General features: G+C 45.0%; 17 protein-coding genes. 15 read left to right on the top strand and 2 right to left on the bottom strand.

Annotated features, from left to right (window positions below; all coding sequences use genetic code 11):
• Positions 1 to 208 precede the first annotated feature (208 nt).
• Together FJD32_RS08095 and FJD32_RS08090 are read left to right on the top strand one after the other, a co-directional pair.
• On the top strand, positions 209 to 4,492 hold the full coding sequence (locus FJD32_RS08095; RefSeq protein ID WP_239000496.1) for an EAL domain-containing protein: 4,284 nt from the start codon (positions 209 to 211) through the stop codon (positions 4,490 to 4,492).
• Between the two features lie 109 nt (positions 4,493 to 4,601).
• Complete coding sequence (locus FJD32_RS08090; RefSeq protein ID WP_205403052.1) at positions 4,602 to 5,150, top strand: hypothetical protein; 549 nt, start codon at positions 4,602 to 4,604, stop codon at positions 5,148 to 5,150.
• A 746-nt stretch (positions 5,151 to 5,896) separates the two neighbouring features.
• Here FJD32_RS08090 and fadJ read toward each other — a convergent pair.
• Together fadJ and fadI are read right to left on the bottom strand one after the other, a co-directional pair.
• Entirely contained in the window at positions 5,897 to 8,014 is a 2,118-nt protein-coding gene (gene fadJ / locus FJD32_RS08085; RefSeq protein ID WP_140906727.1) for a fatty acid oxidation complex subunit alpha FadJ, read from the bottom strand.
• A 5-nt stretch (positions 8,015 to 8,019) separates the two neighbouring features.
• Positions 8,020 to 9,330 (bottom strand): acetyl-CoA C-acyltransferase FadI, encoded by a 1,311-nt coding sequence (gene fadI, locus FJD32_RS08080; RefSeq protein WP_099458377.1) that lies wholly within the window; start codon positions 9,328 to 9,330, stop codon positions 8,020 to 8,022.
• 272 nt (positions 9,331 to 9,602) lie between these two features.
• Between fadI and FJD32_RS08075 the strand changes: the two genes are divergently transcribed.
• The 13 genes from FJD32_RS08075 to FJD32_RS08015 all read left to right on the top strand — a co-directional run bounded on the left by FJD32_RS08075 (position 9,603) and on the right by FJD32_RS08015 (position 24,414).
• A complete protein-coding gene (locus FJD32_RS08075) occupies positions 9,603 to 10,559 on the top strand; it encodes a MoxR family ATPase (protein ID WP_140906728.1) in 957 nt (318 codons plus the stop codon).
• 95 nt (positions 10,560 to 10,654) lie between these two features.
• Entirely contained in the window at positions 10,655 to 11,638 is a 984-nt protein-coding gene (locus FJD32_RS08070; protein WP_037420190.1) for a DUF58 domain-containing protein, read from the top strand.
• 60 nt (positions 11,639 to 11,698) lie between these two features.
• A complete protein-coding gene (locus tag FJD32_RS08065; RefSeq protein ID WP_047535101.1) occupies positions 11,699 to 12,292 on the top strand; it encodes a DUF4381 domain-containing protein in 594 nt (197 codons plus the stop codon).
• Entirely contained in the window at positions 12,286 to 13,302 is a 1,017-nt protein-coding gene (locus FJD32_RS08060; protein ID WP_047535099.1) for a VWA domain-containing protein, read from the top strand. The genes FJD32_RS08065 and FJD32_RS08060 overlap by 7 nt, the downstream gene beginning before the upstream one ends.
• The gene (locus tag FJD32_RS08055; RefSeq protein ID WP_140906729.1) at positions 13,302 to 15,347 is read left to right on the top strand and encodes a VWA domain-containing protein; all 2,046 of its coding nucleotides are present in this window, start codon (positions 13,302 to 13,304) and stop codon (positions 15,345 to 15,347) included. Before FJD32_RS08060 ends, FJD32_RS08055 begins: the two co-directional genes overlap by 1 nt.
• On the top strand, positions 15,341 to 17,002 hold the full coding sequence (locus tag FJD32_RS08050; RefSeq protein ID WP_140906730.1) for a BatD family protein: 1,662 nt from the start codon (positions 15,341 to 15,343) through the stop codon (positions 17,000 to 17,002). Before FJD32_RS08055 ends, FJD32_RS08050 begins: the two co-directional genes overlap by 7 nt.
• Positions 17,003 to 17,082: 80 nt before the next feature.
• Complete coding sequence (locus FJD32_RS08045; protein WP_037428248.1) at positions 17,083 to 17,646, top strand: sigma-70 family RNA polymerase sigma factor; 564 nt, start codon at positions 17,083 to 17,085, stop codon at positions 17,644 to 17,646.
• Positions 17,639 to 18,343: a DUF3379 domain-containing protein gene (locus tag FJD32_RS08040; protein ID WP_037420207.1), complete on the top strand. Its 705-nt coding sequence runs from the start codon at positions 17,639 to 17,641 to the stop codon at positions 18,341 to 18,343. The genes FJD32_RS08045 and FJD32_RS08040 overlap by 8 nt, the downstream gene beginning before the upstream one ends.
• Positions 18,344 to 18,501: 158 nt before the next feature.
• Positions 18,502 to 19,953: a sodium/proline symporter PutP gene (gene putP / locus FJD32_RS08035; RefSeq protein ID WP_037428237.1), complete on the top strand. Its 1,452-nt coding sequence runs from the start codon at positions 18,502 to 18,504 to the stop codon at positions 19,951 to 19,953.
• A gap of 339 nt (positions 19,954 to 20,292) precedes the next feature.
• Positions 20,293 to 21,588, top strand: a complete 1,296-nt coding sequence (locus FJD32_RS08030) for an outer membrane protein transport protein (RefSeq protein ID WP_037428236.1) — start codon at positions 20,293 to 20,295, stop codon at positions 21,586 to 21,588.
• Between the two features lie 100 nt (positions 21,589 to 21,688).
• Positions 21,689 to 22,075, top strand: coding sequence for a VOC family protein (locus FJD32_RS08025; protein WP_140906731.1), 387 nt, complete (start codon positions 21,689 to 21,691; stop codon positions 22,073 to 22,075).
• Positions 22,076 to 22,233: 158 nt separating this feature from the next.
• Positions 22,234 to 22,950 carry an SIMPL domain-containing protein gene (locus FJD32_RS08020; RefSeq protein WP_140906732.1) on the top strand — a complete coding sequence of 239 codons (717 nt, stop codon included), beginning with the start codon at positions 22,234 to 22,236 and terminating at the stop codon, positions 22,948 to 22,950.
• Positions 22,951 to 23,400: 450 nt separating this feature from the next.
• The gene (locus FJD32_RS08015) at positions 23,401 to 24,414 is read left to right on the top strand and encodes an efflux RND transporter periplasmic adaptor subunit (protein ID WP_140906733.1); all 1,014 of its coding nucleotides are present in this window, start codon (positions 23,401 to 23,403) and stop codon (positions 24,412 to 24,414) included.
• The last annotated feature ends 33 nt before the right edge of the window (positions 24,415 to 24,447 follow it).

Raw genomic sequence — 24,447 nt, 5'->3', positions numbered from 1 at the left:
AGTAGTATCTCTGGTCTTTGTAGTAAAAATTAATGTAAAACATGGTCAATCCATCCCTCAGATCAAATGCTGCACACTGTCTAACGCCATCTGTCTGCAATTTAAAGGAATTTTTACATTATCACTTTTGACAAAAGCTTCTATTTCTGGAAAAGTGATGTAACACAATTGTTTCATGGCATCCTCGGACAATACTAAGAACAACACTATGCCGAAAATACTCTTAAAAATCGTCTTGCTCGCTTTTTTTGGCATCTATGCATTCGAAGACGTAAACGCGTCGCCCTTTTCAAATAAATCTCCAATAATTCTCCAATCACAATCTTTTGGTGTACCAGAAGGACTTTCCCAAAGCACCGTTACCTCCATTGTTACGGATAATGAAGGATACATTTGGATTGGTACACTTAATGGACTCAACAGATTCGATGGGAAAGAGTTTAAACATTATTATGCTGACGAAGGCGCTTCTGGATTACCCAGCTCTTTCATTAGAAGCCTATTAATCACTGAAGATGGTGAGCTACTTATCGGTACAGACAAGGGACTTGTTATATACGATAAATATGATGAATCACTTAAAAGCATCAATATAAAAAATGAATATTTGAATGGTGAAATATGGAGTTTATCCAACAATGACTTGACTAAAGAAATTTTAGTAGGAACGAATAAGGGTATACTTAGCCTTAACTTAAACAATCAAAAAATAAGTTATGAATTCATCCAAAATGAATATTTTGAAGTAAAGAAAAGTTTAAATATAGGAAAAAAAATATTCATAAAAAGTTATAGTGGTAATCTATACGAAATAAATAATGGAAGCATAGTCAAGATCATTGACAATGTACTCGATATAGAAAAGTACAACAATACTCTTTACGTATCAACAAATGATGGATTTTATAGCCACAATGATAGTGGAATAACAAAGATTTCAAATGATAAATATACATTTTTAAGTCAAAGTGAAAGTGATTTTTTTGGAATAGAAGAAAACAAAATATACTCACTTAATAACGAGCCGCACCTGATCGGCACTCTAAGTGAGGGGAAAGGTAAAAGCTATAAAACATACTTACTTGCAACAAAAAATTATCTAGCAATAGGAATGAATAATCAAGGATTTGAATTAGTAAGGAAGTCAAAGAACCTCATACTAAGCACAAATTTAATAAAAGATAATGTTTGGCATATTAGCAAGACCTTTGATGGCAACATACTAGTTTCGTCCAACGATAGTATTCTTCGATGTTATGACAATAGACTTAACTTAATAAAAACTTACCAAACAGGTATTATTGGTTATAAAAATGCAGTAATGACCAAAAATGGAATTTATATTGGAAGTGAAACTGGAATAATTTTTTTAAATAAAGATGGAAGTATAACTAACATACTAGAAAACGAGCAAATAACAACCATTGATGTGATTAATAAAGAACAAGATATTATCGCCGGAACCACTTCAGGCAAGGCTATCATCATAAAAAACAATCTTATCAATAAAACAATTACAACAAATAAAAGCGATCCCATATTCGAGACACTTTACATATCAGATTCTAACATTTATTTAGCAAGCCAGAATGGTTTATATCATTACGTCGATGGTATTTTTAATAAGTTATCAGAAGAACTAACCTACAGCATTTCAAAATTTAAAAACAAAATTATATTTGGAACTGCAACATCAATAATGGAGTATGACCCCGATAGTAAAAAAGTAGAAAAAATATTCTCTGACAATAAAGAAATTTACTCGATATTAACCTTAGATGGTAATATTTTTGCATCATCCCTTGGTCAAATAGTTTTAATTGAAGGAGATAATAGCTATATTCTTTCAACTAACAATGGCAGTCAATATGAATATAATACCAGAAGTGGTGTTGTTGATAATGAAAACATTTTCTTCGGCGGTATTGATGGATTAAGTTTAATATCTAAAGATATAATTATTGAACATATAAAAAAATCCTCTCCACCTGAGACGCTCATCTCTGGATTGCGTGTTTTTAACTCTATAATAGTGGGTGACGGAGAGTATTTTACCGGTTCAATAAGTAAATCAGAAAGTATAAAGCTGAAATACTCAGATTACCCATTCACACTTACGTTTAACTCACCAACATCAGAGCCATCATCTACATCTTATTATTACAAAATGGATGGTCTATCCAACGAATGGATCGCATCAAATAAAATAAATTCAGCAACCTATACTAACTTATCTCCAGGCGAGTATTTTTTTAAAGTGTATGCAGTTGATTCGTTGACACAAAAAAATGGTCCCGTAAAGGTTTTAAGAGTTATAGTTACACCACCTTGGTGGTTATCGAGTTTAGCAAAATCACTTTATTTAGCTATTGTAATTTTCATACTCCTTGGAGTTACAAAATCAATCTTACGTAAACGTGAGGTTCAACGTCAAATTGCGCTGAGTGAAGAACGCCTAAAGCTTTCTCTCTGGGGAAGTGGCGATGAAATGTGGGACTGGGATATAGAAACGGGTAATATTTTCCGCTCGAATATTTGGGGTGCATTAGAGTTCCCAAGGGATGGCCACCGTTCAGGTAATAATGATGAAGAAAGCAACATTCATCCCATGGATCAGGAGCGCGTCAGAGAAGCACTTAATAAACATTTCTATGGTGAGACAGATCACTTTGAAGCGGCATATAGAGTTAAGGGCAAAGATGATAGCTGGATCTGGATTTTAGATAGGGCCAAAATTGTAGAAAGAGATGATAAAGATAATGCCCTTCGAATGACTGGCACTATTAAAAATATCAGTCAATTTAAACAAAAAGAAGAACAATTAAAACTATTCGAAAAAGCCATCGAAAATATTTCAGAAGGCATGTTTATTCTCGACAGCGAGTATCGTTTTGTCGAGGTCAACGAAGCATGTTGTAGAATTTCACAGCGAAATCGAACTGATTTTATTGGTAACTTGCTTACCTTTGAGTTATATCCAGAGTCCTTCTCAAATCAGATCCGCAGTATGCTGAAGCAGCAAGGTCGATGGGCGAGTGAAGTCGAAGCTAGTCGTGGTGATAAAAGCCATTTCCATATGGAGCTCACCATAGACGCGATTTACGATGAGTCGGGTGAACTATCACACTATGTAGGTGTTTTCTCCGACATATCAAGACGTAAACAGCAGGAAGAAGAGCTTCGAAAACTCACCAACAATGATTTACTGACTGGCCTGCCAAACCGTTCAAACTTACAAGTCACATTAGGGAACTTAGTCAATAAAGAAATTAATCATGCATTAATGGTACTCGATTTAGATAATTTTAAGCGTATTAATGACTCATTAGGTCATCAAATTGGCGATCAATTACTTAAACTGGTATCTGTCAGAATAAAATCCTCCGTACCGAAAAACACGAGCATCTATCGTTTAGGTGGAGATGAATTTGCCATTGTGCTCGATAAAACCTCTGATATAAGTGCCTGCGCGGCAATTGCGGGACGAATTATTGAAGCTTTTAAAGCTGTATATGAAATAGGCAATGAGCAACTTGTTTTGGGTGCAAGTATCGGGATTGTACTTTATCCAGAGGATGAACAGAGTGAACAAGCATTACTGAGAAAGGCGGATATTGCCATGTACCATGCCAAATCGGCTGGCGGTAATTGTTACCAATTCTACTCAGAATCTCTTAACCAACATGCGATTAAGCAATTAGAAATTGAAAATCTTATCAGGGAAGGTTTAAAAGATGATTTATTTGAGGTGTATTACCAGCCTAAAGTTGATCTAAAGCATGGTCATGTTACCGGAATGGAAGCCTTAGTGAGATTAAATCATCCAATCTTAGGACTTATTCCACCGAATGATTTTATTCCTCTTGCAGAAGAAAATGGCCTCATTATTGAAATTGGCGAAATTGTACTCAGAAAAGCCTGTTTTGCCGCCCAAAAATGGCGTGAACTGGGTCTGTTTAAAGGGAGAGTCGCCGTCAATTTATCGTCACGTCAGTTTGCACTGCCCGATCTGCAACAACGAATTGAATCTATTTTACGATTAACACAATTGCCAGCTGCACATCTTGAACTCGAAATCACCGAAGGGACGGTGATTAAACAACCGGAAATGGCCATTATCGTTATGCAGCAATTGACGAAAATGGGTGTCAATCTAGCATTAGACGACTTTGGTACGGGTTATTCGTCACTTTCTTACTTAAAACGATTCCCTATCCATACGCTAAAAATCGATAAAGCCTTTGTCGATGATATTGATAAGTCAGATCGTGATTTGAAGATGGTCGATTCTATTATCACCATTGCTCATAATATGGGACTATCCGTGGTTGGAGAAGGTGTTGAACAAGCAGCACAGCTAAATATCCTGCGCGCCCTAAACTGTGAAGAAATACAAGGTTATATCTTTAGCAAAGCGATTAATGAGACCGAGTTTACTCAATTGCTGCAAGATGACCGGAGTAAATTCATGCCCCACCACAACATTATTTGATCATCTAATTATCTCTCTGTCAGTAGTTTGAAACATTGGCACAACATCTGCAAATAGATGTCCAGTGTCAAAAAATAAAATATTATCAACTACCCTGAGAGATAAAACGATGAAAGGAATTCTTACCGCAGCAGCTTTACTATCTACAATCGGCTTTGTAACAACTGCCGCAGCCATTGAAACAACTGTAACTGTAGAGAAAAGCCTCTCTCAAACAGTTGTATCATCTGAAGCGACTAAAGAAGTTAATCAAGAAGTCACAGGTTCTCCATATGTGAAATTCAAATCTCTTGAAGTCGCTGGTTCTCCATATGTGAAATTCAAACCTCTTGAAGTCGCTGGCTCTCCATATGTGAAATTCAAATCTCTTGAAGTCGCTGGTTCTCCATATGTGAAATTCAAATCTCTTGAAGTCGCTGGTTCTCCATATGTGAAATTCAAACCTCTTGAAGTCGCTGGTTCTCCATATGTGAAATTCAAACCTCTTGAAGTCGCTGGTTCTCCATATGTGAAATTCAAATCTCTTGAAGTCGCTGGTTCTCCATATGTGAAATTCAAACCTCTTGAAGTCGCTGGTTCTCCATATGTGAAATTCAAACCTCTCGAAGTCGCTGGTTCTCCATATGTGAAATTCAAATCTCTTGAGCAAATCGCATAATATTAATCATGTGAAGGAGAGTGTCTATGTTAAATTCAATCAAAAAAGCACTTGGTTTCGCAAAGCCTGTTCGTAAAAAAGTAAAATTACCAGAAGGCTTAAACCACCTTGAAGTGATCCCAGCAAAGGGTTGGTGGAATTAATTCCATCTAAATGTGGAAACCTTACGTTTAGATAGTCTAGAGCAACTCTGCTAGCGCACGGCCTAGGCCAATAAAAAAGGAGCTTGATGCTCCTTTTTTATTGGCCACATTTATGACAAATCATATCTATATTAAGCGGTTAGACTTCCGTCAGAACTCTGAGACACTCTTCTTAGTGCTATACGCTTATGGGAGGAAAAGAGTGGAAACGCTAAAGGACCCAGTATAAATCCCATTACAGCCCAATAGCTTACCGATAACCCAGCTCTAAAAGCCGCAATCCCAAAACACCACGAACAACTCACCGACAAGGCTGCAACTATATAAAACATCAATCCCACAGCAACCTCTTTATCGACTAAGTCCTGATATTGAAAACCAAAAATAGCAATTCGCTATACAAATAGACCCCGAGCGAGGCTACTTATAAGCATTAATCAACATCAGATATGCACATACGGTATAACAGCACAACTGCCGTAATAGGTGGCCATAATACAAGATCCCCCCAATAAATGTGAACGTTTTTTAGGCAAAACGTAGCCTTGAGGCAATAAAAAAGCGGCATAGCATTGCCGCTTTTTTAACCAAAACATCTAAGTATTAGAAGAAGCGAGCTTTTTCTGCCGCCATCGCCTTAAGGCGTGGGCAAGGCTCAAATCGATCGCCATATTGCGTTTGATAACGTTCAAGTATTTTGACTAAGTTATCCGCGCCTAAAGTATCGATATAATGGAATGGGCCACCTAAGAATGGTGGGAAACCAATACCAAAGATGGCGCCAATATCACCATCGCGCGGTGAGGCAATAATGCCTTCATCTAAGCAGCGCACAGCTTCATTGAGCATTTGCACTACACAGCGTTCCGCTACCGCGCTCATTTCTTTATCGACACCAGGCTTGATGCCTAATACACCATACACACTTTCATCGACGGCTTTTTTCTTGCTAGCAGCGCCATACTGATAGAAACCTTTGCCATTTTTACGGCCCTTTCTATCGTCATTTAACAGCTTGTCGAAAGCAGTTGGGGCTTTAAAGCGCTCGCCAAGCTCTTTTTCAAGAATGGGAGCGATTTTAGCGCCCACATCAATACCGACTTCATCAAGCAAAGTAATAGGGCCAACGGGGAAACCAAACTTCACTAACGCTTTATCGAGATGTTCAACACTTTGCCCTTCTAGCAGCAATTGTGCGGCTTCGTTCATATAAAGCGCGAGGATGCGGTTAACATAAAACCCCGCGCCATCTTGTACTACGATTGGCGTTTTACCCTGTTTGCGGGCAAAAGCGACCGTGGTGGCAATGGTTTCTGGGGAGGTTTTGGCGTGGGCAATCACTTCCACCAGCGGCATTTTTTCTACTGGTGAGAAGTAATGTAAGCCAATCACATTTTCAGGACGGCTTGCCGCTTGTGCAATTTGGCCAATGGGTAATGATGAGGTGTTAGACGCAAAAATCGTGTGCTCACCGCATTCACGCTCAATATCTTTAACCATTTGATGTTTGAGCGCTAAATCCTCAAATACCGCTTCAACAACAATATCGGCATCCTTAACGCCTTTATATTCTGTTGTCGTTGTCATCAGCGCCATTAAATTGTCGCGTGCAGCTGGCGTCATATGACGACGTTTAACGCCTTTATCCAATAACTTATAGGCGTAGGAAAGCGCGTTGCTTAAGCCCTTTTCGTTAATGTCTTTTACCCGCGCAGGGATTTTAGCCTTAGTCGTGGTGACCGAAGCAATACCACCGCCCATCAAACCGCCACCTAAGATCACGGCTTTTTTGACTTTACGTGGTGTTGCCCCTTCGGCGCCGGTTTCTTTCTTCATCTCTGTGGTTGCAAAGAAAATACTGCGCAGCGCTTCAGATTCTTTCGACACCACCAGTTCAGCAAAATGGCTGGCTTCTACCTCAAGCCCTTTTTGCATTCCCTTCGCCATACCTTGACGCACGCAATCAATAATTTTTGCAGGCGCGGGGTAGTTCCCTTGGGTTTTCTTAGCGACTTGCTTAGCGGCTTGATCAAAAATAATGTTGCGACCAAAGCCAGTACCTTCAAGCAATTGGTTTACTAGTGATTTTTTAACTGGCTTAGCTGTTTTTTTACCCGCGAGCGCCATCTCCACTGCAGTTTGCAGTAAAATAGTCTGTGGCACCACATCGTTAACTAAACCCATCTTTAACGCTTGTTTTGGACGAATTTGTTTACCCGTCAACATCATATCCAGCGCAGTGGTAATGCCCACTAAACGAGGCAAACGCTGAGTACCACCACCACCGGGTAATAAACCGAGTTGCACTTCGGGTACGCCCAACATGGTCTTGCCATCATCACTGCATACACGTTGATGGCAAGCAAGCGCAAGCTCTAAACCGCCTCCTAAACAGGCGCCATGAATTGCGGCAACCACAGGGATATTTAAGGCTTCTAACTCGTTAAACACCACATGCCCTTGTTGGGATAAGGCTTTAGCATCGCCCGCCGTTTGGCAAGCATCAAGCATAGAGATATCGGCACCGGCAACAAATGAATCTTTTTTGCCCGAAATCAGCACTAGGCCACGGATACTCGAATCGCGTTTAATCTCAGACAGGATCTCACTGATCTCAGGGCCAAACTCTGCCTTGAGGGTATTCATGGTTTCGCCGGGTACGTCCATCGTTAGAATGGCGATACCGTCTTCACGGCGGGTTAAATTAAATGTCTTTTCCATCGCCATTACTCCACTTCCACAATCATTGCAGCACCAAGACCACCCGCAGCACAGGCAGTTGCCAGACCCGTTCCGCCGCCACGACGTTTAAGTTCACGACAAACCTGAGTGATTAAACGCGTACCTGTAGCCGCAAATGGATGGCCATAGGCTAAAGAACCACCGAGCACGTTAAATTTGCTCATATCGATGTCGCCAATGGCGCGGTTGCGGCCAAGTTTTTCTTCGGCAAATTTTTTGGAGGCAAACATCTGCATATTCGCTAGGGTTTGCGCTGCAAAAGCTTCATGCATTTCGATGAGGGTTAAATCCTCTAATTCCATGCCAGCGCGCTTTAATGCCAATGGCGTCGCATAAGATGGGCCCATTAGCATATCTTGCCAGACATCAATCGCGGTAAATGCGTAGCTCTTAATGTAACCAATAGGTTGATAACCTAAGGCTTTAGCACGACCTTCGCTCATCAAAATGATCGCCGAGGCACCATCGGTGAGCGGCGTACTGTTAGCGGCTGTCACACTGCCATGCTTTTTATCGAAAGCGGGACGCAGTTTGGCGTAAGAGGCTAAATCAGAGTTTTCACGAATATTATTATCGCGCTCAATAAACTGTTTGTAGGGTGGAACATGGGCCACCATCACTTCGTCACGTAAATGGCCTGAAGCCCAAGTTTCACTCGCCAGCGTGTGGGAGCGGTGCGCCAGCGCATCTTGATCGGCGCGGCTAATATTGTAAGTCTTGGCCATTTGTTCTGCGGTTTGCCCCATAGACAATCCAGTAGAGTACTCGGCAACGGCAGGCGGCACCGGCAATAAATCTTTAATGCCTAAACGGCGGAAAATCTGTAGTTTTTGGCCAAAAGTGCGGGCTTTGTTTAGATCAACTAAGGCATGGGCGAGCTTTTTAGACACACCAATAGGTAATACAGAAGAAGAGTCGGCACCGCCGGCAATCCCGATGTCGATATTGCCGGTCATGATTGACTCGGCCACATTCACCGCAGATTGAAAACTGGTCGCACAGGCACGGGTCACGCTATAGGCATCGGTAGACACATCCATACCCGTTCCTAATACGATTTCACGGGCAATATTCGGTGCCGCAGGCATTTGTACCACCTGACCATACACGAGTTGCTCAATCAATTTAGGATCCAGTTCGCTACGAACAAGCAGTTCGTTAACCACCATTTTACCCATATCGAGCGCCGATACTCCGTGGAATGCGGTCGCCTGTTTCGCAAATGGCGTTCTTAAGCCCGCCACAATAGCGATACGCTCACCCTTTGCATTAGTTACCTGTTGTCTATCACTCATTTGTCACCCTCTTTATGTGCGCTATCGCTGAGAGATTTCAGGCGGCGCTATCGATTTCCATGTTTGCCCTGCTGTTTGGCACCAAAAAAGCCTAATAACAGGTCTGACCATTAAAGTGTGATCTGATTCTAACTTCTTGTCAGCAAGTTTTAAACACCTGTTTGTTTTTTTAACACTAGCCAAACCCTTAGGGAATTCTTTACCATATTCGTTGTCTTAAGCCCACACACGTATTTTCAATTGATATTTTCAACCTAAAAACGAGTAGCATCATGCCTTTGAGTCGCTTCCATGCATTACGCACTTACCTAAATAAGGTTGTTTTAGGGCAGCCAGTACTGACCGAAAATCTGCTCATTGCCCTCATCGCCAATGGCCATTTATTAGTAGAAGGTCCACCAGGACTTGCCAAAACCCGCGCGGTTAAAGCCCTTTGCGACGGAGTTGAAGGCGATTTTCACCGGATCCAATTTACCCCTGACTTGCTGCCTGCCGACTTAACAGGAACGGATATCTATCGCTCCCAAACCGGTACCTTTGAATTTGAAGCTGGTCCAATTTTCCATAACCTGATCCTCGCCGATGAAATCAACCGCGCCCCCGCTAAAGTGCAGTCGGCGTTATTAGAGGCCATGGCGGAAGGTCAAGTGACCGTGGGAAAAAATAGTTATCAATTGCCACCGTTATTTTTAGTGATGGCAACGCAAAACCCCTTGGAAAACGAAGGCACTTATCCGCTGCCCGAAGCTCAGCTCGACCGTTTTTTAATGCACCTGAATTTGGATTACCCAAGTGGCGACACCGAGATCGAAATCTTGCGTCAATCCCGTAAGGAAGCACTCACCCACGAGTTGCCAACCACTGAGCCGATTGCTCAGGCGGATATTTTTGCCGCCCGTGACGAAGCTATGGAAATTTATCTGGCCGAACCGCTAGAGAAATACATAGTCGAAATTATTATGGCAACCCGCCAACCCGCGCGTTACAGCGACGAACTGGCCAAATGGTTAGAGTACGGTGTGAGTCCTCGTGCGACGATTTCGCTTGAACGCTGCGCCCGCGCCAGAGCCTGGTTACACGAGCGCGATTTTGTCTCTCCCGAGGATATTCAAGCTGTTGCGCCCAATGTATTAAGGCACAGACTGCTGCTGAGCTATCAAGCGCAGGCCGAAGGGGTCAGCCGCGACCAAGTGATTAACCATATTTTGACTCAAGTCGCCGTGCCTTAGACCTGAACGCCATAAAACAGTCCCATAGCTATGTGTTCAGGTGGCGAACAAACTAACGTTAAGTTAAATAAATGGCTTTAAATGAGTGACTTTGAATGAATAACAGTGCGCTAAACGCATCCCTACATAATGATGTTGCACAACATGGCTTACCTCTTAATGGTTTGCCCTTGTTTGCCGACGGGTTGCATTTAACCGAGAAGGAACTGCTCGCCTGCCAGACCATAGCTCGGGCGATCCCAGAGCGTCACAGCCGAGCACGTGCCAATCTGGCAGGTCATCGCAGCAGTCTAATCAAAGGCCGCGGGATGGAATTTGCCGAAGTGCGCCATTATCAGCAAGGTGATGATGTCCGCACCATAGATTGGCGCGTCACAGCCCGCACTGGGCAAACCCACACCAAACTCTTTATCGAAGAGCGCGAGCGCCCTATTCTGCTGCTGCTCGATTTAAGCCAGAGTCTGTATTTTGGCTCGAGTTTGCTGTTACAGTCGGTTCAAGCGGGGCATCTGGCTACCACGCTTGGCTGGAACGCAATTAACCACGGCGACCGACTCGGCGCCTTAATCGCCTGCGAATCGGAGCACCTTGAATTAAAACCCCGCAGTCGCCGCCAAGGGATATTGCAGCTCATCTCAGGCCTGCGCCGAGTGCACGAGCAGCAACTCAATCAGCTCGGCAGTCATCCGCGCGATCCTGATCATATCCTGCGCGCCTGCCAGCGGTTGCAACGCATCGCTAAACCGGGCTCATTAATTTGGATCATCACCGATGGCAGCCATTTTACGCCGCAATGTATCGCGCCGCTGACAGAACTCAAACGCCACTGTGATATTGGCGCGTATTTGATAACAGACCCTTTGAGGCAAGGTAACCTGAATTTGCCTAAACAGTTCAGTTTACCCGTCCGAGATGGGGAGCAAGACTTAGTGTTGACTCGCCATAGCTATCAGGCGTGGCTTGCGCTGCAACACCAGCAACAGAATGACTTTATTACCATGATGCAAAAGCTTAGGGTACACACCCAATTTATCGATGCAGGCTTACCGCTTGCAGAGCAATTAGCATTGCTGCAGTAACCACATGGCAGAGAAGCTATTCAGTTGACAATGAACCGAAAGAATAAGTGAGTCCAAAGCGTGAACCCACAAACTTTACCGCCAGCCTCGGATAAGGCTGTAACGCCAAATCCCATGTTGGCGGATTTGCAGGATATTATTATCCCCGATCCTATTGGTGCTTGGCCATGGGCCGTAGGCTATTGGTTAGTACTTGCTATCCTGCTGGTGCTAATCATCAGCGCGATCCTTTGGCTTAAAAAACGCGCCGCTTACTTAGCGCCGAAAAAAGCCGCCCAAGGTTTGTTTGCAGTACTTGACCCCAATTCAAGCCAGTACGCCTCGGAAGTCAATCAGCTATTAAAACGAACTGCACTGAGTTACTTACCAAGGGAAGAAATAGCGAAACTCGATGGCCCCGCTTGGGCAACTTGGTTAGATAGCCATTTGCCCGCAAAACAGCGTGGCCGCATTGGGCCCTTATTGGGAAAGCGTCATCAGGCTAAACCACTAAGCGCTGACGAGGCCCGTGAGTTACAGGCCCTCGCCCGCAGCTGGTTTGCCTCAAAAGCCAAATTAAGCGCACCGATAATGCACGCGGCTACAAACCCAAACCCGGCTACGTCAGCAGCATTAACACCGGCTCCAGCAAAGCCTGCGGAGGAGCAATGTTAACTTTAGCCTGGCCTTTTGCATTGATTTTACTGCCTTTACCTTTTATTTTTTGGCGTCGGCAATCAGTACATGCCGAAGGTGCGCGCCTGCAACTGCCCGGTATTAGTCAAACGGGCAAGGCCAATATCACTAGCCACAACCGTCAAAGCCGTAAACGCTATTGGTTAATGTGGTGCTTGTTAGTGCTTGCTATCGCCCGTCCACAATGGCTTGGCGATCCAATTGAGCTCCCTAGCCAAGGTCGCGATCTCATGCTGGCGGTGGATTTATCCGGCAGTATGCAGATTGAAGATATGGTGATCGACGGCAAAGTGGTCGACCGTTTTACCCTCATCCAACACGTGGTCAGTGAGTTTATTGAACGCCGCAAAGGCGATCGCATCGGTTTGATTTTATTTGCCGATCACGCCTATTTACAGGCACCACTGACTCAAGATAGACGTTCCGTTGCCCAGTTCTTAAAAGAGGCCCAAATCGGCCTCGTTGGTAAACAAACGGCGATAGGCGAATCGATTGCACTCGCGGTAAAACGTTTCGATAAAATGGATGAGAGTAACAGAGTATTGATTTTATTGACTGACGGTTCAAACAACGCCGGCAATATCGATCCTGAGCAAGCGGCCCAAATTGCCGCCAATCGTAAAGTGACGATTTATACCGTTGGCGTGGGTGCCGATGTCATGGAAAGACGCACACTCTTTGGTCGTGAGCGCGTCAATCCGTCAATGGATTTGGATGAAAACCAACTGCAGCAGATTGCCGATGTCACCCACGGCCGCTATTTCCGCGCCCGCAATAGTCAGGAGTTAGAACAGATTTATCAAGAAATCGATAAACTTGAACCCGTTAGCCGCGATCAACTCAGTTATCGCCCTCAAGCGGAGCTATTTTACTGGCCGCTCGCATTAGCACTTCTCACCAGTCTCTGGATTGCACTAGCGCAGTTACCGTTTTTTACTCGCGCTAAAACCCTTGTTTTATCAGCCACACCGCGGGGGAATGTCCGTTAATGAGCCTGCATTTTATTCGTCCTGAATGGTTACTCGCCCTATTGCCGTTAGGGATTATTTTATGGGCGCTTTGGCGCCAGCATGCAACTAACAGTGCGTGGAATCGTTATATTGCGCCACATTTGGCAAAAATATTAGTCACAGAAGGTTCACAAAAGTCCCGCAGGCCGCTGTATATCTTGGCCTTTTCTTGGTTTATCGCCGTGTTAGCGTTAGCGGGACCCGCCCTCAATAAACAATCTTTGCCCGTCTTCGCCGCGGAGCAAGGCCGAGTGCTGGTGATGGATATGTCCGTCTCCATGTTTGCCACCGATTTGGCACCTAACCGTTTAACCCAAGCCAAGTTTAGGGCGACGGATTTATTACGCGGCCTAAAAGAAGGGGAAACCGGGCTCATCGCCTTCGCCGGCGATGCCTTTACCATAAGCCCCTTAACCCGCGATACGGGCACACTACTCAATTTATTACCCACCTTAAGCCCTGAGATAATGCCCTTGCTAGGGTCAAACTTAGCCGCCGCATTAACCCAAGCCAAAAACCTGCTGGCACAGGGTGGACATCTTCGTGGCGATATTATTGTGATGACGGATGGCATCACGCCTAAACAATTCGATGAGGCCAACTCAGCCTTATCAGGCAGCCAATATCGCCTCGCGATTATGGGATTTGGTAGCCCCCAAGGCGCACCAATTCGCTTACCCGATGGTCAACTACAACGAGATAGCAGTAATGAGGTTGTCGTCGCGAAAACCGACTTTGGCTTGCTGCAAAAATTAGCCGATAACCATAATGGCACTATGATCCCCAATCGCGCCGATGGTGAGGATCTTGTCCAACTTCAACATTGGTTAAGCGATAGTGGTGATGCCAAAGCCACGGATCTCGATGGTGAAACATGGCAGGATCTCGGCCCTTACCTCGCCTTATTCTTACTCATTCCTGCCCTGCTGAGCTTTAAGCAAGGTATACTCGCCAACGGGCTGTTGATGGGATTAGCTGGTTTATTATTCGGCGCATTGCCGCAAAACGCCCACGCCAGCGCCTGGGACTCGCTCTGGCACACTCAAGAGCAGCAAGCGATGCAGGCTTACCAAGCCGAGGACTATGCCAATGCCGCTCAAAAATTCGAGACGCCCCAATGGCAAGGCGCTGCACAATATAAGGCAGGCAATTTCGAACAAGCGCTAAAAACCTTTGAGCAAGATAATTCAGCTAATGGGCTTTACAATCAAGGCAACGCGCTGATGCAAATGGGCAAACCCGATAAAGCTAAAGAACGGTACCAAGCTGCGCTCGACAAGCAACCCGATTTCCCACAGGCCAAGGCCAACCTTGAGTTAGCGGAAAAACTGCTGGATCAGCAACAATCCCAGCAAAATGCTGACAACCAAGATCAGCAGTCTCAGGGCGACCAAAACCAACAGGGACAGAACCAAAACGATCAGCAGCAAGATCAGCAATCCTCGCAAAACGACCAAGCTCAAGAGCAGTCTCAAGAGCAACAGTCCCAACAGCAAAATAATGCCGACCAAGCGGACGAAAAACCGTCGCAGGATCAAGACACTTCATCCGAGCAGCAGGATAATGCTGAGCCAGGCGCGCAGGATAAACAGCAAGATGCTGATAAAGCACAACGAGATCAGCAAGAAGCTAAAAATGAACAACAGCAGGCACAGCAAGAAGCCAATCAGCAAAATAGCGCCGATAACAATGCTGAAGATAATGCAGAAGAGCAAGCCAGCAACGAAGCCCAAATGCAGGCAAAGGTCGCAGATGATAAGTCCAACACTGAGCAAGAACAACAAGCCCTAGCGCAAAAAGCGGATAAAGAGAAACAGTCGCAGGCAGATAAAGACACTGAAACCGCCATCAGTGAAACACTAGAAGCCCCTCCCAGTAACAGTGAACCTTTGCCCGCTGAGATGCAGCGAGCCCTGCGAGGCGTGAGTGAAGATCCGCAGGTGTTGCTGCGAAACAAGATGCAACTCGAATATCAAAAACGCCGTCAAAATGGCCAAATATCAAGGGATAACGAACAGTGGTAATCAGACAATTTTTTATCCTCCTCATTCTTTGCATCGGGGTTATCAATCCCGCCTTTGCCCTGAGCAAACTCGAGGCGTCGGTCGATCGCAATCCAGTAATGGAGGGAGAGTACTTTGTGCTCAATGTCAGTGCCGACGATGAGGTCGACACAGGTAAACTCGACACCTCCATCTTGCTAAAGGATTTTATTGTGGGCCGCACCAGCGTGAGCCGCAGCACTCAGATCATGAACTTTGACGCGGTTAAAGAAACACGCTGGCAAGTGCTGCTAGCGCCAAAGCAAAAGGGTCAACTGACCATTCCATCCTTTAGTATTGATGGCGTCAGCTCCGCCGAAATTCCCCTCAAAGTAGTCGAAGCCGGTGCGCAACCTGAGCAGGCTAAGAATCTGTTTATCGATGCTAAGGTATCGAGTGATGAGGCCTACGTCGGCCAGCTTATCACCTATAAAGTGAAGCTCTACCTTGCGGTCGAACTGCAACGCGGTGTGCTTAATGCTCCCGTTATCGAAGGCGCGCAGATTAAGCAAATTGGCGAAGATAAAGACGGCTCGGAGATCATCGATGGCCGTCGTTACCGCGTCATTGAGCGCACCTATGGCATCATTCCCGATTTGCCCGGCCAAGTGAACATTAAAGGCGCCACCTTTTCTGGTGATGTATTAGTAGAATCACAACGCCGCGGCGGCATGTTTGGCTTTAATGAAAGCCGTCCTATGCAAGCAGGTGCGCCGTCCTTAAGCATTCAAGTAAATCCGGCCCCAGCAAGCTTCCTTGGGCAATGGCTTGTAGCTGACTTGGTGGTATTAAAAGAGAGTTTTCCTGAGGATGTAAAAGAGTTTACTGTTGGTAGTCCCATTACCCGCACAATCACCCTGTTGGCATCCAATGCCGATGAAAATAGTCTGCCGGATATTGTGCAAGGGCTGCCGCCAGAGCTCAAATCCTATCCCGAAAAACCCCAGCGCCAGAGCTTTGTGCGTGACGCGCAGATAGTGTCCCAATACAGTATTACCTCAGCGATTGTGCCCAGTAAAGCAGGCACTTTTACCTTACCTGAAGTGAAAGTACCTTGGTGGAATCCACATCTTAAACGCCAAGAAATCGCGACCCTGCCCGCTCGCACTATTGAAGTAAAAGGTGGCGCCATTATCGATACACCCGTCGAACCCAACTGGCAGGCAAACACCAGCACCCGCAATGAAGGTAGTTGGAGCGCCAATCTGTTTGCCCTGCTATGGCTAGTAACATTGATTGCATGGGGCGTGACCTTGGTTGCTTGGCGCCGTGCACTTAAGCGACAAAGACCTGTTAACACTCAGGTTCAACCTCAACCACTCGTCCTTGGCAATGGTCTTAAAGGCTTGGAGCAGGCCTGCGCTAGAGGTCATGTCAGCGATATTTTGCAGCAATTACAGCAATACTTTAGTGAGCAGGCCGCTCGCCCTATGACGCTCGATAAAATTGCCGCGCAATCGAATGAATTAGCAGAGGCGATTCGCCAATTACAAGCATTGGCCTACGGCGGAAAAGCCAATAGCGGTACACAACTGGCTGACGCGGTAAAAGCATTGTTAAGCGCGGTAAAAAGCGGCAATCTAAAAACCATGGTACAGCCATCTACGCCATTACGTCCGCTAAATCCAAACGGCTAATCCTAAACAGCGCGACGGCTTACTCGAATGAATAAGGTGTAATATTTTGAATCGTAAAATAAAAAGAAAAAATCAAAAAAATGTTTACTAACTGGCGAAAGAAATCCGTTGAGCCTGCGGTCTCTTCTGACATGCTGAGTAAACAACGACGATATAACAGCCTAGTCAAGGCGCTGCACGCCGATATTTTCCGTTATGCCTTTTGGTTGTGCGGTGACAAGCCGGTTGCTGAAGATATAACCCAAGAAACCTTCTTGCGGGCGTGGCGCTCTTTAGATTCCCTTCAGGATGATAAAGCGGCGAAGGCTTGGCTGATCACGATTTTAAGACGTGAAAATGCCCGTCGATTCGAGCGCAAACAATTTGATTACGCCGATGTCGAGCAAGACAGCTTAGAAGATCACATGGCCTCCAGCACGGAAGAGCAAACCGAGCAGTACTGGTTGAGAAGGCAAATCGCTAAGTTGGATATCGAATATCGAGAGCCATTACTACTGCAATTGATTGGTGGTTTTAGTGGGGATGAAATCGCCGAACTGTTGGAACTGAATCGTAACACAGTAATGACGCGCTTATTTCGGGCGAGGAACCAATTGAAAGAATTACTTGAGAAAACAGAGGTAAGAGGTCAATCCAATGGATGAGCTTAAATTTAGACGTCAAGCTTATGAAGATCCTCATAATCAAGACCCAGAGTTTCTTGAGCAAATGCGTGCCAAACCTGAGCATCAGGCCCTGGTTTCTGAGCTTAAACGCTTCGATGCTAAACTCAACCAAGCCTTAAAAGTGGAAGTACCGGAAGACTTAGCCGATAAACTCATCCTACGCCAACAACTACAACAACACCACAAACAGCGCCGTCAAACGGGCTTTTTAGTGGCGATGGCTGCCTCCATCGCCTTTATCGTAGGCATCAGTTTTAGCCTGCTACGTTTAGGTCCGGTGGATTTAGCTGAGCATGCATTAGCCCATGTCTACCATGAAGGAGTGGCGTTGCAGGTTGATCAGAATGTCAATTTCAGCCAAGTGAATGCGCAGCTTGCCTCGATGAAAAACCTTCAAAATGCAAAATTTATCGAACAACCAGGCAAAGTTTACTACACCTCTTACTGTGATTTTCAAGGTGTTAAGAGTCTGCATTTAGTTTTACAAGCAGAAAAAGGCAAAGTCACACTGTTTATTGTGCCGATTGAAAAACGCATGGTGCTGGATAACACCTTTGCCGATGGCAAATATAAAGGAATGGGATTTGAAACCCGCGATGCTTATATTTTGCTTGTGGGTGAGGATCAAGCAGACCTTAGCTTTGTAAAAGACGAAATCAACAACACCTTTATCTAACCAACTAATATATATACCTTTCTTAAATCCACCTCCGATATTTTTTCACGATCGGAGGTCGGATTTCGATCACATCTCCATCTACTAATGGGCTCTTGCTCAAACATCTGGTAGCATGCTTGCCACTTTTAATAATAACAAGATGGGATAAAAACAATATGACGATTGAAACCCCAATTTTAATCACATTTGTTGGCTATTTAGTATTGATGATGGGCATCGGATTTTGGGCTTACCGTGCTACCGATACTGTGGATGATTATATTTTAGGTGGCCGCAAAATGGGCCCCGCCGTAACCGCACTCAGCGTTGGCGCCTCCGATATGTCAGGTTGGTTACTGTTAGGCTTACCCGGCGCGGTATATTTAGGTGGTTTAGGTGAAGCGTGGATTGGTATTGGCTTAGTGATAGGTGCTTGGCTGAACTGGTTATTTGTAGCAAAACGCTTACGCATTTATACCCAATTAGCAGATAACGCTCTCACCCTACCCGACTTTTTCGAGAAACGGTTTCACGATAAACAGGGGTATCTCAAGCTGGTTTCCGCGATCACTATTCTAGTGTTTTTTACCTTTTACGCTTCCTCAGGCATGGTGGGCGGTGCCATTCTATTTGAAAAGGTCTTTGGCTTAGATTACAACGTAGCCTTGGTAATAGGCTCAGCCATTATCGTAGGTTATACCTTTATTGGCGGTTTTTTTGCCGTGAGTTGGACCGACTTCTTTCAGGGCTGTTTGATGTTAATTGCCCTGCTGATCATCCCGTTTGCGGTATTTTCTCATCCCGAGAGTCATGCAGGCATTGAATCTATCGATCCTGCCATGCTGGCATTAATCAGCGATAAAACTACCGTGATTGGTTTGTTATCACTCTTGGCTTGGGGACTAGGTTATTTTGGTCAGCCACATATTTTATCGCGCTTTATGGCGATCGGTAGTGCCGATGCGCTGCCTGTGTCACGCCGTATTGCCATGAGCTGGATGATTTTATCCCTGCTCGGTGCACTAGCGACAGGCTTGGCGGGATCATTGTATTTTGCCAATGAACCACTCGCAAATGCCGAAACTGTCTTCATTCACTTAGCTCAGGCGGCATTTAATCCTTGGATAGGAGGCTTACTGATTGCGGCCATTTTATCGGCCATTATGAGTACCATTGATTCTCAATTATTGGTGTGCTCGAGTGTGATTACCGAAGACTTTTACCGCAAATGGTTACGCCCTAAAGCAGATGATCGCGAACTTATGATGGTTGGTCGCATGGGCGTACTTGCAATTGCAGTGATTGCCGGTGTTATCGCCTTGAATCCTGAAAGCAGTGTATTAAACCTGGTGAGTTATGCGTGGGCGGGATTTGGTGCGGCCTTCGGCCCAGTTGTGCTTTTGTCGCTGTTTTGGAAGCACTATAGCCGTAATGGCGCTATCGCAACGATTATCGTCGGTGCGTTAACCGTGGTGTTTTGGAAGCAACTTTCTGGCGGTATTTTTGACTTATATGAAATTTTGCCAGGATTTATGTTTGCCATTATCGCCGGTGTAATTGTGAGTAAACTCACTCGACCAAGCGATGAAATCACCGCCGAATTTGAGCAATTTAAGTCAGCGTTATAACCGCCGAATATCGCTTCTTCTTGTAAAAAGCGTACAAGTGTACGCTTTTTACAATTTGTATAATTTTATTAACCTTCGCCTCATTACAAAGTATTAACCTCAATTAAAACCACCTCACCAATTAAAAGTCATAGATACCAAGCATCTGGCCAGACCATTCGTTCAAGCTAAAGTACAACCTAGTTTTAATTAACTGAAATTTAACAAATTTCAAATCTGGTCGGACTTGTTGAGATTACACACAATCCCTAACATGCCGAAGACTATAAAAGGATTTGCGCGTTGTTCTGGTAACTAGGACCGAACAAAATCCAATATCAAAATAATGAGAGAATAATAATGAAATCATTCAACAAGACGTTGCTTGCTGTTGCTGTTGCATTGGCGAGCTCACAGACTTTCGCTTCGGGTTTCCAATTAAACAGTCAATCGGCCACGGGTATGGGTCGTGCTTTTGCAGGTGATGCTGTTATTGCTGACAACGCTTCCGTGTTATCGCGTAACCCCGCAGCGATGGCATTATTTGATAAAGATGCGATCTCTTTCGGCTTAACCTATGCCGATATTACTGTTGACGTTAAAGACGTTAACTTTGCCGGTGGCGCCTATGACTTAGGCAGCATCGATGATGCGGGTAGCTCTAAAGTTATCCCAAACATTTTCTACATCCACCCCATCGACGATAAGTTAGCCGTAGGTTTTGCGGCATTCTCTAACTTCGGCACAGGTACCGATGCCAGCTCACTTTCGAAAAGTTTGCCAGCAGGCTCACCAGCACCTTATGACCTACTTGGTGAAACAGAAGTAACAACAGTCAACTTTAACGCCAGCGTGTCTTACCGCATCAACGATATGTTCAGCATCGGTGCGGGTGTAGATGCCGTCTATGGTGAAGGTCGTTTAACCCGTAATATGGGCACCACGCCTCTGGTTGACGTAGACGCAGACGGCTGGGCATTTGGTGGTATTGTGGGTGCCACTGTTGAGTTAGATAAAGATAACCGTTTCGGTATCAGCTACCGTTTCAGCCCAACGGTCAATGTTGAAGGGGATATCAACACCATCACCTCAACAACAATACCTGGTGTGGGTACGGTTCCTGTTACGACCAGTTTTGATAGTTTAGATGTACCGCTAGCAGATATTTTCCAAGTTGCGGGCTTCCATCAAATTACGCCTAAATTTGCGCTGCACTATACCGCGCAATACAGTAAGTGGGGCAACTTTGATCAAATCACAGCTAAAGACGGTACAGCAACAATTGCAGCTGTAGGCGCCACTAAAAGCGTAGGTGATATCGCCCTTAAAGAATACCAATGGAAAGATTCATGGTTATTCAGCTTAGGTGGTACTTACACCATCAACGAACAATTTACCGTTCGTGCGGGTTATATGCATGACCAAGGCGTTGTAGACGAGATTAGTTCGATTTCATTCCCAGACTCTGACCGTAACTGGTACACAGCAGGTATGAGCTACCACATCAATCCACAAAACACCCTTGACTTTGGTATTGCCTTTATTAAGGGTGAAGAAGTTCACCTGATTGAAAACAGCGCAATCACAGGCCCTGTGAACGCGGTAACTGAATCAAGCGGTATGTACTACTCAGTACAGTACAGCTACCAGTTCTAAGCTGTTTCGAACACAAAAAAGCCGCATTTTTGCGGCTTTTTTGTATCTTGCGTATTTATTGCCTAAAGTTAATCCATATTCCTCTCACTCTATAACCCTTATGGCAAAAGTCATTGGACTTGGTGGTATTTTCTTCAAAAGTACCGATCCCGTTGCCTTAGCAACCTGGTATAAAACTCACCTTGAGATCCCTATTGAAAACTGGGGAGGCGCGGCGTTCTATCATAGTGATAAATCCATCCCGAGTTACCATGTATGGACACCGTTTGACGATAACACGACCTATTTTGCCCCCACGAATAAAAGCTTTATGGTGAACTTTATCGTGGACGATCTTGAGCAAGCCCTACTTCAAGTCACGCAGGGTGGCGGCGAGCAAATCGGCGATATTGAAGACTCTGAATTCGGCCGTTTCGGCTGGTTTATTGACCCCGATGGTAATAAAGTCGAGTTATGGCAACCAAGCGCAATCCCACCCATTAACTAAGTTGTTAAGTTTTAAGTCGCTTTTGCATCAACACGACGCGGATCCTGAATAGCACCTGAGCATAAAGTATAAAGTTGAATGTGCTACGCATTCGCCTATGCACAAAACCATTGAATTGAAGTAAGGTAGCGCAAGGTATTCCATCAAGAGAGTCTGTTATGCAACGCAATTATCTACTACCCGCCATCATCCTCGGTGGTTTCTTATGTGCAGGCATGGTTTATATCGCACAAAACACCAGCTCTGCGCTATTGGAAATGAAAGCGCTCGAGCGCACCGTCACTGTAAAAGGCCTTGCGGAAAAAGAAGTCAAAGCCAACATCGCCATCTGGCCGATCAACTTCACCGAGGTCGACAACAACCTTCCTAAGCTTTATGAAACCGTACAGCTAAAAACCGACAAAGTGGTCGCGTTCCTTAAGGAACGCGGCTTTAGCGACAGTGAAATAACCGTTTCGCTACCATCGATTGAAGACCGACAGGCTCAAGGTTATGTCGACCCCAACGTCAGATATCGATATTCGGCAAAGGTGAATCTCTCTGTCTATACCTCGCAAATTGACTTAATGCTAAGTACTCGTAAGCAAATGATTAATTTGGTTAAAGAAGGCATTGCTATCGCCAGCCAAGACTATGAAAACCGTACTGAATTTTTATTTACTCAACTCAATGATGTCAAACCGACTATGGTGCAAGAAGCCACTCAAAATGCGCGTGAAGTGGCAGAAAAGTTCGCCAAAGACTCCGAATCGCGCCTAGGTAAAATTAAGAGTGCCAGCCAAGGCCAGTTCACGATTTCAGACCGCGATAGCAGCACGCCATATATCAAACAAATTCGCATCGTGTCCACGCTGACCTATTATTTAAACGACTAGGGCGCATTGACGTTTCGAGATTAGATTTTGTTCGTTTTGGCAAGCACGTACTCGCGAAACGAGGAATGATGCGTCGTTATTCTACTCAAATGACGAGCGGCTCTTATGACAGAAAGTAAGCGCAAGGGCTTGCCAGACGAACCCTTCGGGCAGCATTTGGCTGGCATTTCTGCCGCGTTATCGTCCGTTTATGTAGAATAACGACACAGCACGGACGTTGCCTTGCATAAAAGCCAGCCAAATTGCTGTAAAAATAACCCTGAAACGTCAACACGCATTAAGATTTTTGAAATTTTTATGATGATGGCGATTAATGTAAGGGAAGATTCATTCGCCTTTTCCCTATATTAGTAAAATCGATTACATTATATTTTTCTAATAAATATTGATTGCCTATTCAAACCAACTCCATTAGAATTTACTCATGAATTATTTTTGGGATGATTTGGTATGACTGCAATCTCACGTACTCTATTCACATTACTCGCATTTTCTACCTTGACTACCCAGGCTGCTTCCTTGGCAACCCTTGAAGTGATGAGCAAACCGCACGCCAATTGGGTCACCTTAGACGCCAGTATTGAGGCAGTAAAAGCCGCGACTGTGTCGGCGCAAACCTCAGGGCGTATCGTCAAACTGAATTACGATGTTAATGATGTCGTGCCCGAAGGTGCAGCGTTACTCGAAATCACCAGTAAAGAGCAAGGTGCTGAACTAGCAAGCTATGAAGCGGATCTTGCCAAAGCGACAGCACTAAATGTAGAGGCGCAGGCCCAATTCAAACGCTATACCGAACTCTTTCCCCAAGGCGCTATTTCTAAGGGCGCAATGGATGAGGCCACTGCCAATGCCAAAGCTGCCGAGCAAGCCGTCAGTGCGGCTAAAGCGCGGGTCATTAAAGCCACTGAATCCTTAAAATATACTGTCGTATCAGCTCCATTTAGCGGCATAGTCACCGAGCGTTTAGTCGAATTAGGTGAAACCGTGATTGTCGGTCAGCCGCTACTCTCTGGATTTTCACCAAGCCAAATGCGCGCCATCACCCAAGTGCCACAACGCTATATTCAACAGCTAAAAAGCGCCCCTGAATTTTTAGTACGCTTAAATGATGGTCGTGAAATCCTCTCTAAGGACCTCACCATCTTTAGCTTTGCCGATCCCGTGAGCCATAGCTATCAAGTGCGGATTAACCTGCCAAAGGATGAACCTAACCTGCAACCCGGAACTTGGGCCAAGGCGCTGTTTAAAAATGGCGAGCGAGAAAAAATCCAGCTACCGACCTCAGCGCTAATCACCATGAACGAACTCAGCAGTGTGTACCTGAAAAAAGGCGAGCAATTTGTGCTCACTCAGGTACGAGTATCAGAACCTGTCAATGGTGAAGTGGAAATACTCGCAGGACTTAAATCCGGAGATATTGTCGCCATGGATGCTTACCAAGTGTTGCTTGAGCAAAAGCAATAAATTCCCTAGCGATATCAATTTGATGAGGTTGTT

It is taken from the genome of Shewanella sp. LC6 (genome assembly GCF_006385735.2).
GTDB classification, from domain to species: Bacteria; Pseudomonadota; Gammaproteobacteria; order Enterobacterales; family Shewanellaceae; genus Shewanella; species Shewanella xiamenensis.
This window is presented reverse-complemented; position numbering and strand designations above follow the sequence as displayed.

Bases quoted from the DNA above. Each gene is read 5' to 3' on its own strand.
- FJD32_RS08075 (WP_140906728.1), top strand. From the start codon at position 9,603: ATGCCTTTGAGTCGCTTCCATGCATTACGCACTTACCTAAATAAGGTT.
- FJD32_RS08040 (WP_037420207.1), top strand. From the start codon at position 17,639: ATGGATGAGCTTAAATTTAGACGTCAAGCTTATGAAGATCCTCATAAT.
- FJD32_RS08030 (WP_037428236.1), top strand. From the start codon at position 20,293: ATGAAATCATTCAACAAGACGTTGCTTGCTGTTGCTGTTGCATTGGCG.
- fadI (WP_099458377.1), bottom strand. From the start codon at position 9,330: ATGAGTGATAGACAACAGGTAACTAATGCAAAGGGTGAGCGTATCGCT.
- FJD32_RS08045 (WP_037428248.1), top strand. From the start codon at position 17,083: ATGTTTACTAACTGGCGAAAGAAATCCGTTGAGCCTGCGGTCTCTTCT.
- FJD32_RS08015 (WP_140906733.1), top strand. From the start codon at position 23,401: ATGACTGCAATCTCACGTACTCTATTCACATTACTCGCATTTTCTACC.
- FJD32_RS08020 (WP_140906732.1), top strand. From the start codon at position 22,234: ATGCAACGCAATTATCTACTACCCGCCATCATCCTCGGTGGTTTCTTA.
- FJD32_RS08055 (WP_140906729.1), top strand. From the start codon at position 13,302: ATGAGCCTGCATTTTATTCGTCCTGAATGGTTACTCGCCCTATTGCCG.
- FJD32_RS08060 (WP_047535099.1), top strand. From the start codon at position 12,286: ATGTTAACTTTAGCCTGGCCTTTTGCATTGATTTTACTGCCTTTACCT.
- fadJ (WP_140906727.1), bottom strand. From the start codon at position 8,014: ATGGAAAAGACATTTAATTTAACCCGCCGTGAAGACGGTATCGCCATT.
- FJD32_RS08095 (WP_239000496.1), top strand. From the start codon at position 209: ATGCCGAAAATACTCTTAAAAATCGTCTTGCTCGCTTTTTTTGGCATC.
- FJD32_RS08090 (WP_205403052.1), top strand. From the start codon at position 4,602: ATGAAAGGAATTCTTACCGCAGCAGCTTTACTATCTACAATCGGCTTT.
- FJD32_RS08025 (WP_140906731.1), top strand. From the start codon at position 21,689: ATGGCAAAAGTCATTGGACTTGGTGGTATTTTCTTCAAAAGTACCGAT.
- FJD32_RS08070 (WP_037420190.1), top strand. From the start codon at position 10,655: ATGAATAACAGTGCGCTAAACGCATCCCTACATAATGATGTTGCACAA.
- putP (WP_037428237.1), top strand. From the start codon at position 18,502: ATGACGATTGAAACCCCAATTTTAATCACATTTGTTGGCTATTTAGTA.